Here is a 9,179-nt window from a genome sequence, read left to right on the forward strand (position 1 = left end):
AAATTATGAAGAAAATATTTTTAAGTGCATTATTTGCATCTGCCCTTTTAACTGGTTGTTCAGATGCATATGATATAGATCAAGCTGGAGTTGTCACTGAAGAAAGTGATGTTTTTAGAACGCCAGCTGATATTGGTAAAGGTATCCGTTATGTATATGCTCTTTTTCCTGGAGAAACCGAGATTGACTTTGATTCATTTTTTACCGATGAGTTAGGCGTAGGAACAGGTAATGCTGGACAAGGAATTAATGACGGTAGTTATACCTTTTTATTACAAGCTGGAAATGATAATGCCCAAGGTATTTGGGGAAGTTATTATGGAGTGGTAAATCGTTTAAACCGAATTTTGAATCGTATTGACGAAATGATGGTTGGCTTAAATCCATCAGTTGCTGCTGATAAAGCAAGTATTGATGAGTTAAATAACCATAAAGCACATATTTACGCTTTAAGAGCTTATTCTCATTATAAATTGTTTGCTTTTTTTACTCCTGATTATACAAATCCTAATGGTTTGTCTGTAATTAAATTTGATTTTTTACAAACCGATGATTACAAAAGATTTGAAAAAAGATCTACAGTTTCTGAAATAGTTAAATTTATAGAAGATGATATTTCAAAGGCAAAAAAATTAGTTGAAAAGCCAGATGGTACGCCTGGTAATCTAAATCCAGGAGGTGGTATGACGGGAACAGGTTATGCATCAAATGAAATGTTAGAGTCTATTTTAATTAAAATGTATTCTATGGTGCAATCAGCAGCTGCATATGAAAAATTAGAAACTTCTTTTAATCTTTTAGACGCTAGTAAATCTATTGCAGATGTTGGGACGTATTTAGCAATGTTTGGCGAAAGTGCTGAAACTGCTGATTTTACAGAAGGTATATTTAAGTTAAATAGAGTGCCTACACAAGGTGGTGTTCAATCAGGGGTTGCTGCTTCATGGTATCCAGCAAGAGTCGGCGACCAACCATACATGGAAATGGGACGTTCATTGTATAATGAGTTAGATAAATTAGAGCCTGCAAAGCAAGGAACTCCTTACAGCGCAACAAGATTAGAAGCACGTTATTTAGTTTCTGTGTTCAGTAATTCTAAAGTTGCAACAAATTATGCATCTCTAACTCCAGATAAATATAAAACAGATGACGTTTTAAATATTGGTAAATATACTGGTATTACAAACAGACCTTTAATGAATAGTCTTTGGATGTTCCGTTACACAGATATGTTATTAGCTTTAGCTGAAAAACGTGCGTTTGAAGGACAATACACAGGAACTGTAGCTTTAAACGATTTTTCGAATGTGGAGTCTATTATTTTTAATATTAGAGTTAACAGAAATATAGCTGGTGATGGTACAGCTTTGGTTATGCCAACTAACTTCTCTTCAGCTCAAGCGGCTTATGCTAGAATTTTAGAAGAAAGAAGAGTTGAATTCGCTTTTGAAGGTCAACGTTTCTTAGATATGAAACGATTAGGTGTACGTGCTGGTTCTCCTGGTTTCGTGCGTGATCCTCAAGATTGTGTATCTACAGGGGCTTGTAATTTACCTGCAAATAGTACAAGGTTGACGTTGCCAATTCCAAGATCTGAAATGGTTTCAAACCCAAATATGGTTCAAAACCCTGGTTTTTAATCAGTAGTTTTAAATATTTTAAAAGAGAGATGCATTTTGCATCTCTTTTTTTATTTGTATAGTATAGTTGCTAAAAAAATGTATTTTTGTGTAAAATTTGCATCTATGCGTTTTATTTTGACTTTTGTACTGTTATTTTCTTTTACATGTTTTGGGCAGGTAAGAAAATCAGGTCAAAAAATTAAATCAGGAAATACGTTGAATACTACCAGAGTTGGGACTGCTAACTCGGTAGATCGTTTTTCGTCGGTAAATTTGTCTGATAACGATTCTTTAAAAGTAAAAAAGATTATTACCAAAGCAGGCGATACGGTTGCGCCTATTTCTGAATACAAGATTTTTAACGAGATTAAAGGAGCATCTACTTTTGATACAATCCTTAATCTTAAAAAGCAATATGCCTTTAACTATTTACGTAAGGATATTTTTGGAAAACTTCAGTTTAGTAACGATGGTCAAACGTTTCAATCATTAGATCCGAATGTGTTGAATGTAAATAATGTTATTAATGTTGGGTTTAATGCACGTAGATTTTCTTATTTAAATAAAGAAGATATCAGTTATTATAGTGTTCCTACACCAGCATCAGAATTGATGTATCGTAGTGTTACAGGTAAAGGACAAAATCTGGATGCATTAATAACAATGAATACTTCCGAACAATTTAATGTGTTTCTTGGCTATCGAGGTTTACGTTCGCAAGGTAAATATGTAAATCAGTTAACTTCTAACGGAAATTTTAGAATTGGATCTAGTTATTTTACTAAAAACAAACGCTATCAATTTAAAAACCATATAACTTTTCAAGATATTTCAAACGAAGAAAACGGTGGTTTGGTATTTACAAATAATTTTGAATCTTCTAATGAACCTTTTAATAATCGAGAGCAATTAAGAGTCCAAATTGAAGAAGGTAAATCATTGTTTAAAGGCTTGCGTGGCTATTTCGACCACAGTTTTCAGTTTAATAAATCAGAAAATAACAAAACACTTATTCGTCACCAATTTACTTACGAATATTTTTCTAATGTTTTTCAGCAAGCAAATGTTAAGCCTTTTAATGATAGACAACCGTATTTTGGTGAATCATTTGCATCAGGAATTTATGATAAGGTGCGACACATGCGGTTTGAGAATTCGGTAGATTTAGCCTTTGATTCTAAAACTGTTGGTTTATTTGCAGTAAGCGCGGGGATGTATAATTTTACCCATCGTTATCAGTCTATTGTAATAGATGCAGCAAGCAATAAAATTCCAAATCAGCTAAAAGATGATATTATTACACTTGGTGGATCTTATATGTTGAATAAAGAACATCTTGTTGCCGATGCTTATTTTAAACAGTCTGTTATTGGTAGATCGCTAACAGATTTAAAAATAAATGCAGCCTTTAATTTGAATGAATCATACGGAATTGAAGCTACTTATCAATTAGAAAGCAGAATTCCCGATTACACTTATCAGTTTTTTCAAAGTGGATACATTGGTTTAAATTGGCTAAATGATTTCTCTAACGAAAAATACAGTACGTTAAATGCAAAGGTTATTTCGCCTTTTATTAATTTGGAAGGAACATATCAATTAATTACAGATAAATTATATTTTAGTAACGATGCTTTGGCAACTGATGCTAACGGACGATATGCACAATTATTGGTTACGCCTAAACAGTACGGCAAGGTAATTAACTATTTTATGGTTAAGGCGCAAAAAGATTTTACTTTTAATAACTGGGGGATAGATAATACTGTTATGTTTCAGCAAGTAATTCAAGATAATGATATTTTAAATGTTCCGCAATTTGTTACACGAAACACCATTTATTATCAAGATTATGCCTTTCGTAAAGCGCTGTTTTTTCAAACGGGAATTACCTTTAACTACTTTACAAAGTATTATGCAAACGAATATCACCCTGTTTTAGGTGATTTTATTGTTCAGGATCAAATTAAAATAGGGAATTTTCCAATGTTTGATTTCTTTTTGAATTTAAAAATTAAAACGGCTCAAATATATATTAACGTAGATCATTTTAATTCAAAATTTACGGGTTATAATTACTACAATTCACCAACATATCCCTACCGCGATTTAACTTTTAGATTGGGTATGAAATGGAATTTCTTTAATTAAAGTTGTAGTAATACAACTTTTTTCTTTTCTAAAAAGCATATTGTATCTTTGCATAAATTTATAAGTAATGAACTACGCAAAAAATATATTAGAAACCATTGGAAACACGCCTTTGGTTCAGTTAAATAAAATTGTAAAAGATTTGCCTTGTAAGGTTTTTGCAAAGGTAGAATATTTTAATCCGGGACATTCTTGTAAAGACCGTATGGCTTTGCAAATGGTGGAAGATGCCGAAACAGACGGACGCTTGCAACCAGGCGGAACAATCATAGAAGGAACATCAGGAAACACCGGAATGGGTTTGGCATTGGCAGCTATTGTGAAAGGATACAAGTTGATCTGTGTAATTACCGATAAGCAGTCTAAAGAAAAAATGGATATTTTGCGTGCCGTTGGTGCTAAGGTTGTTGTTTGCCCTACCGATGTGGAACCAACCGATCCACGTTCATATTACTCGGTTTCTAAACGTTTGGCAGAAGAAACGCCGAATTCTTGGTACGTTAATCAGTACGATAATCCATCAAACGCAAAAGCAAATTACGAACAAACAGGTCCTGAAATCTGGAATCAGACAAATGGTGAAATTACGCACTTTATCGTTGGTGTTGGTACAGGTGGAACAATTTCGGGCGTTGGAAAATATCTGAAAGAACAAAAACCTGATGTAAAAATTTGGGGAGTTGATACGTACGGATCGGTCTTTAAAAAATATCATGAAACGGGTATTTTCGATGAGAACGAAGTGTATTCATACGTAACAGAAGGTATCGGTGAAGACATTCTTCCAAAGAATGTTGATTTTTCTGTGATCGATCATTTTACAAAAGTTACCGATAAAGACGCAGCGGTTTTCTGTAGAAAATTAGCTTTAGAAGAAGGGATTTTTGTAGGAATGTCATCTGGTTCGGCAATTAAAGGATTGTTGCAAATGAAAGATCAACTAAAGCCGACTGATGTAGTGGTTGTTTTGTTCCACGATTCAGGTTCGCGTTACATTGGTAAAATTTTTAACGATGATTGGATGCGTGAACGTGGTTATTTAGAAGAAGAAATTGTTACGGCGCACGATTTAATCAAAAATCATATCGATAAACCTTTGGTAATTGTTCGTACAGAAGAATTGGCAAGCCACGCAATTGATAGAATGCGTAAATATAAAATATCGCAAATTCCGGTAATTGATACTAATGGTTTTGTTGGATCGTTAGAAGATGTGGATCTTTTTAATGCATTTGTAAACAACAGCAATGTTGCCGATACACCGATTAAAGATATAATGCGCAAACCTTACCCAATTGTTTCGCTGCAAACCACGGTAGAAGATGTTGCTAAGCTAATCACAAAAGACAACAACGCTGTTTTGGTTGATTTAGGCAACGGTAAACATCATATCATTACTAAATACGATATCATTAATAATATTAAATAGCAAAAAAGGAGTAACATTAAGTTGCTCCTTTTTTTATAGTTGCTTAAAATTATTTCAATTGAAACAGTTGATAATTAGGAAGTTTTGAAAAAATAAATTACATTTATAAAAAGCTTTTTTAATATGCGGGAAGATTTTTTACATTATGTGTGGAGATTCAAAAAGCTTAACAATACTTCACTCAAAACAGTTCAGAACAATGAGGTTGTTATAAAAGATTTCGGTTTGTATTTAGGGACAGAAGGGCCGGATTTTTTTAACGCACAAGTTTATATCGACGGGCAATTATGGGCAGGAAACGTAGAAATGCACATAAATGCTTCAGATTGGTATGCGCATCATCATGAAATCGATCCTGCTTATCAGAACGTAATTCTGCATGTAGTTTGGCACAACGATTTATCGGTTTTACGATCTAACGGAACCGAAATTCCTACTATTGTTTTAAAAGATTATATTTCAGAAGATGTTTTTAACGCATATCATCAGTTCAAGTTAAATCCTCAGTACATTTTTTGCGAAGATTATATTAAACAGTTCAATTCGTTTGATTGGCTTTTGTGGAAAGAAAAGTTAATGATTGAGCGTTTAGAACAATTTACTAATCGAATTGTAAAAGAACTAAAGCAAACCAATAACAATTGGGAAGAATCGTTTTACCGTATGTTGCTTCGTAATTTCGGGTTGAATATAAACGGAGAGGTTTTCTATGAAGTTGCGAAAAATTTGCCATTGAAAATCATTCGGAAAGAACAGGCACATTTGGTGCATCTAGAAGCTTTGTTTTTAGGAACCGCCAATCTGTTGCAATCAGAAAGTGAAGATTATTACCTTAAAACGCTACAAAAAACCTATGCATATTTAAAGCAAAAATATCAGTTAAAGCAAAATAACCTTACGCCGTCTTATTACAAATTGCGTCCAGATAATTTTCCGGTTATACGGTTGGTTCAGTTTGCTACGTTTATTTACAATCAGCCTTTTTTGTTCGATCTTATTCGTAATCCTGAAAGCATATCGGTTAACAATAAATTATTAGATATACAAATTTCAAATTATTGGCAAACGCACTACGTGTTTGGCAAAGAGCATAAAAATCGAAAAAAAACGGTCTCACAATCGTTTTACAACTTATTGCTTATAAATACCATTTTACCTTTTCAATATGTGTATCATCAGCAATTGGGTAAAGATATGATAGACGAAGTTTTACAGCACTATCAATCAATCGATCTAGAAAAAAACAGCACCACAGATATGTTTAAGAAAATGAATATTCCTTTAACATCGTCCTTAGACAGTCAGTCTGTTTTATTTCTAAAAAAGAATTATTGCGATTTAAAAAGATGCTTAAACTGTGAAATAGGTATAAAATTAATGAACAGATGAAAATGCAGCTTCCGTATTTCAGTAATAAACAACGCAGAGCTCTTGTGGTTTTTGTAGTAATCATCGTGCTTTTGCAGTTTGTGATATTAATTGCTAAAAGTAGATCGTTTACTAACGAAACAGCTAATTATAAGGTTGATGCTGCAACACAATTACAAATTGATAGTTTAAAACAGCTGGTGTTGAAAAAATATGAGATGCAGCCGTTTAATCCAAATTTTATCAATGATTACAAAGGATTTAAATTAGGAATGACCACTGTCGAAATCGATAAATTACTAAAATATAGAGCAACAGGAAAATATATAAATTCTGCTGCCGAGTTTCAACAAGTAACAGGAGTTTCAACGGAACTGCTTGATAAAATTTCGCCTTATTTTAAATTTCCAGAATGGACACAGAATAAAAAATCGAATACTTATATCGAAAATAGCGCGCCGGTTGTTCTTAAAAATATCGATTTAAACAAAGCGACTGTTGAAGACTTGGTTGCCATAAAAGGAATTGGCGATTATTATGCGAATGCAATTATCAATGAACGCGAAAAATTAGGAGGTTTTGTATCGATCCATCAAATCGATTTTATAAAAGGATTGCGTCCCGAAGCTGTTAAAATATTAAAACAGAATACTTCTATTAAAGTTGCTGCAACAATTATAAAAGTAAATGTTAATACTGCCAGTAAAGAAGATTTGGCGAAAATTCCGTATATAACTTCTTATTTAGCAAGAGAAATTGTAGTTTATCGCAGCAAACAAGAAAATCCGTTGAAAATTGAAGATTTAGAAAAAATTAATAATTTTCCTCTTGACAAATTAAAGATAATTAAGTTATATTTGGCTTTTTAGAAAAATAAGCAAAAAACAACGATAAAATACAGTACGATGAATTTTGAATACAACGAAACACAAGCAATGATTGCACAATCTATTAGAGATTTTGCAGAAAAAGAAATCCGACCGAATATAATGATATGGGATGAAGCGCAGACTTTTCCTGTAGAATTATTTAAGAAATTAGGAGAAATGGGGTATATGGGTGTTTTGGTTCCTGAAGAATTAGGCGGATCTGGCTTAGGTTACCACGAATACATTACCATAATTGAAGAGATTTCTAAAGTAGATTCTTCGATTGGTTTGTCGGTTGCGGCTCACAATTCATTATGTACAAATCATATTTTAACGTTCGCAAACGACGAGCAAAAGAAAAAATGGATTCCTAAATTAGCAACAGGTGAGTGGATCGGTGCTTGGGGATTAACCGAACACAACACAGGATCTGATGCTGGCGGTATGGCAACAACTGCTGTTAAAGATGGAAATGACTGGGTTATTAACGGAGCTAAAAACTTTATTACGCACGCAATTTCTGGCGATGTTGCTGTTGTAATTGTTCGTACAGGTGAAAAAGGTGATTCTCGCGGAATGACCGCTTTCGTAATTGAAAAAGGAACTCCGGGTTTTACATCAGGTAAAAAAGAAAATAAATTGGGAATGCGCGCTTCTGAAACAGCTGAGCTGATTTTTGACAATTGTCGTGTTTCTGATGCAAACCGTTTAGGTGAAGTAGGTGAAGGATTTATCCAAGCTATGAAAATTTTAGATGGTGGTCGTATCTCTATCGGAGCTTTATCTTTAGGAATTGCAAAAGGCGCTTACGAAGCATCTTTAAAATATTCAAAAGAACGTGTGCAGTTTGGTAAGCCAATTTCAGAATTTCAAGCAATTGGTTTTAAATTGGCTGATATGGCTACAGAAATTGAATGTTCAGAATTGTTATTACACAAAGCTGCATATTTAAAAAACAACCACAAGCCAATGACAACAGCAGGTGCAATGGCAAAAATGTATGCGTCTGAAGTTTGTGTAAAAGTTTCAACAGAAGCAATTCAAATTCACGGTGGTTACGGTTATACAAAAGATTTCCCGGTAGAGAAATTCTTCCGTGATTCTAAATTATGTACTATTGGTGAAGGAACAACCGAAATTCAAAAATTAGTAATTTCAAGAAACCTTTTAAAAGAGTAACCTTTTTAGATAATAGAAAATAGATAAAAGAGGAAAGACTGTGATGGTTTTTCCTTTTTTTGTTTTAAGTAAAGTTAAATATATTTGATTTAATTAAAAACTACAAAATGGATGATTCAGAAAAAATAAAAAGATATATGAAATTTTAAAAACAGTTCTAACTAAAGAGATTTCAAGACGTGAAGGAATTGATAAGTTGATTTCTGAAGGAGGAATGAGTGAAGGTTATGCGGAAATTTTAATAGGAATATTTAATAAACTTTATAAAGGTGAAGAATTTAAACGCACATTAGGAGCTCCATTATTAGATGATTTATTGAATAATATACTGAATGATTATAAGGTAGAAAGATTGAAAATTGCTCTTTTGGGATTGAGAAAACATTTAGATTATAGAAAATTAAAGAATGAGAGTAAACTGAATGTTGTTTATGATAAATATTTCCATATAGTTGAAACGAATAATATAAGTGATGGTTTTCAAGAATATATTAATGAAACCCATAGTGCATTATTAAACGAGATTAATTTTTAGGTTGTTAATATTTCTGTCGAATACAA

Annotated in this window: 7 protein-coding genes; all 7 read left to right on the forward strand. The window is 32.8% G+C overall.

Going from position 1 to position 9,179, the window contains the following annotated elements; translation table 11 throughout:
• The first annotated feature begins 5 nt into the window (after nucleotides 1-5).
• The 7 genes from EG242_RS12955 (at nucleotide 6) to EG242_RS12985 (ending at nucleotide 9,153) form a co-directional block, all read left to right on the forward strand.
• Entirely contained in the window at nucleotides 6-1,640 is a 1,635-nt protein-coding gene (locus EG242_RS12955; RefSeq protein ID WP_124900286.1) for a RagB/SusD family nutrient uptake outer membrane protein, read from the forward strand.
• 105 nt (nucleotides 1,641-1,745) lie between these two features.
• Nucleotides 1,746-3,773, forward strand: a complete 2,028-nt coding sequence (locus tag EG242_RS12960; RefSeq protein ID WP_158608877.1) for a putative porin — start codon at nucleotides 1,746-1,748, stop codon at nucleotides 3,771-3,773.
• A gap of 67 nt (nucleotides 3,774-3,840) precedes the next feature.
• Nucleotides 3,841-5,202 carry a pyridoxal-phosphate dependent enzyme gene (locus EG242_RS12965; protein WP_124900288.1) on the forward strand — a complete coding sequence of 454 codons (1,362 nt, stop codon included), beginning with the start codon at nucleotides 3,841-3,843 and terminating at the stop codon, nucleotides 5,200-5,202.
• A gap of 123 nt (nucleotides 5,203-5,325) precedes the next feature.
• On the forward strand, nucleotides 5,326-6,591 hold the full coding sequence (locus tag EG242_RS12970; protein WP_124900289.1) for a DUF2851 family protein: 1,266 nt from the start codon (nucleotides 5,326-5,328) through the stop codon (nucleotides 6,589-6,591).
• Complete coding sequence (locus EG242_RS12975; RefSeq protein ID WP_124900290.1) at nucleotides 6,588-7,439, forward strand: helix-hairpin-helix domain-containing protein; 852 nt, start codon at nucleotides 6,588-6,590, stop codon at nucleotides 7,437-7,439. The genes EG242_RS12970 and EG242_RS12975 overlap by 4 nt, the downstream gene beginning before the upstream one ends.
• 36 nt (nucleotides 7,440-7,475) lie before the next feature.
• Complete coding sequence (locus EG242_RS12980) at nucleotides 7,476-8,618, forward strand: acyl-CoA dehydrogenase family protein (protein ID WP_124900291.1); 1,143 nt, start codon at nucleotides 7,476-7,478, stop codon at nucleotides 8,616-8,618.
• Between the two features lie 196 nt (nucleotides 8,619-8,814).
• Complete coding sequence (locus EG242_RS12985) at nucleotides 8,815-9,153, forward strand: hypothetical protein (protein ID WP_124900292.1); 339 nt, start codon at nucleotides 8,815-8,817, stop codon at nucleotides 9,151-9,153.
• Nucleotides 9,154-9,179 lie beyond the last annotated feature (26 nt).

The organism is Paenimyroides viscosum (assembly GCF_003858535.1).
Lineage (GTDB): Bacteria > Bacteroidota > Bacteroidia > Flavobacteriales > Flavobacteriaceae > Flavobacterium > Flavobacterium viscosum.

Bases quoted from the DNA above. Each gene is read 5' to 3' on its own strand.
- EG242_RS12955 (WP_124900286.1), top strand. From the start codon at position 6: ATGAAGAAAATATTTTTAAGTGCATTATTTGCATCTGCCCTTTTAACT.
- EG242_RS12960 (WP_158608877.1), top strand. From the start codon at position 1,746: ATGCGTTTTATTTTGACTTTTGTACTGTTATTTTCTTTTACATGTTTT.
- EG242_RS12965 (WP_124900288.1), top strand. From the start codon at position 3,841: ATGAACTACGCAAAAAATATATTAGAAACCATTGGAAACACGCCTTTG.
- EG242_RS12970 (WP_124900289.1), top strand. From the start codon at position 5,326: ATGCGGGAAGATTTTTTACATTATGTGTGGAGATTCAAAAAGCTTAAC.
- EG242_RS12975 (WP_124900290.1), top strand. From the start codon at position 6,588: ATGAAAATGCAGCTTCCGTATTTCAGTAATAAACAACGCAGAGCTCTT.
- EG242_RS12980 (WP_124900291.1), top strand. From the start codon at position 7,476: ATGAATTTTGAATACAACGAAACACAAGCAATGATTGCACAATCTATT.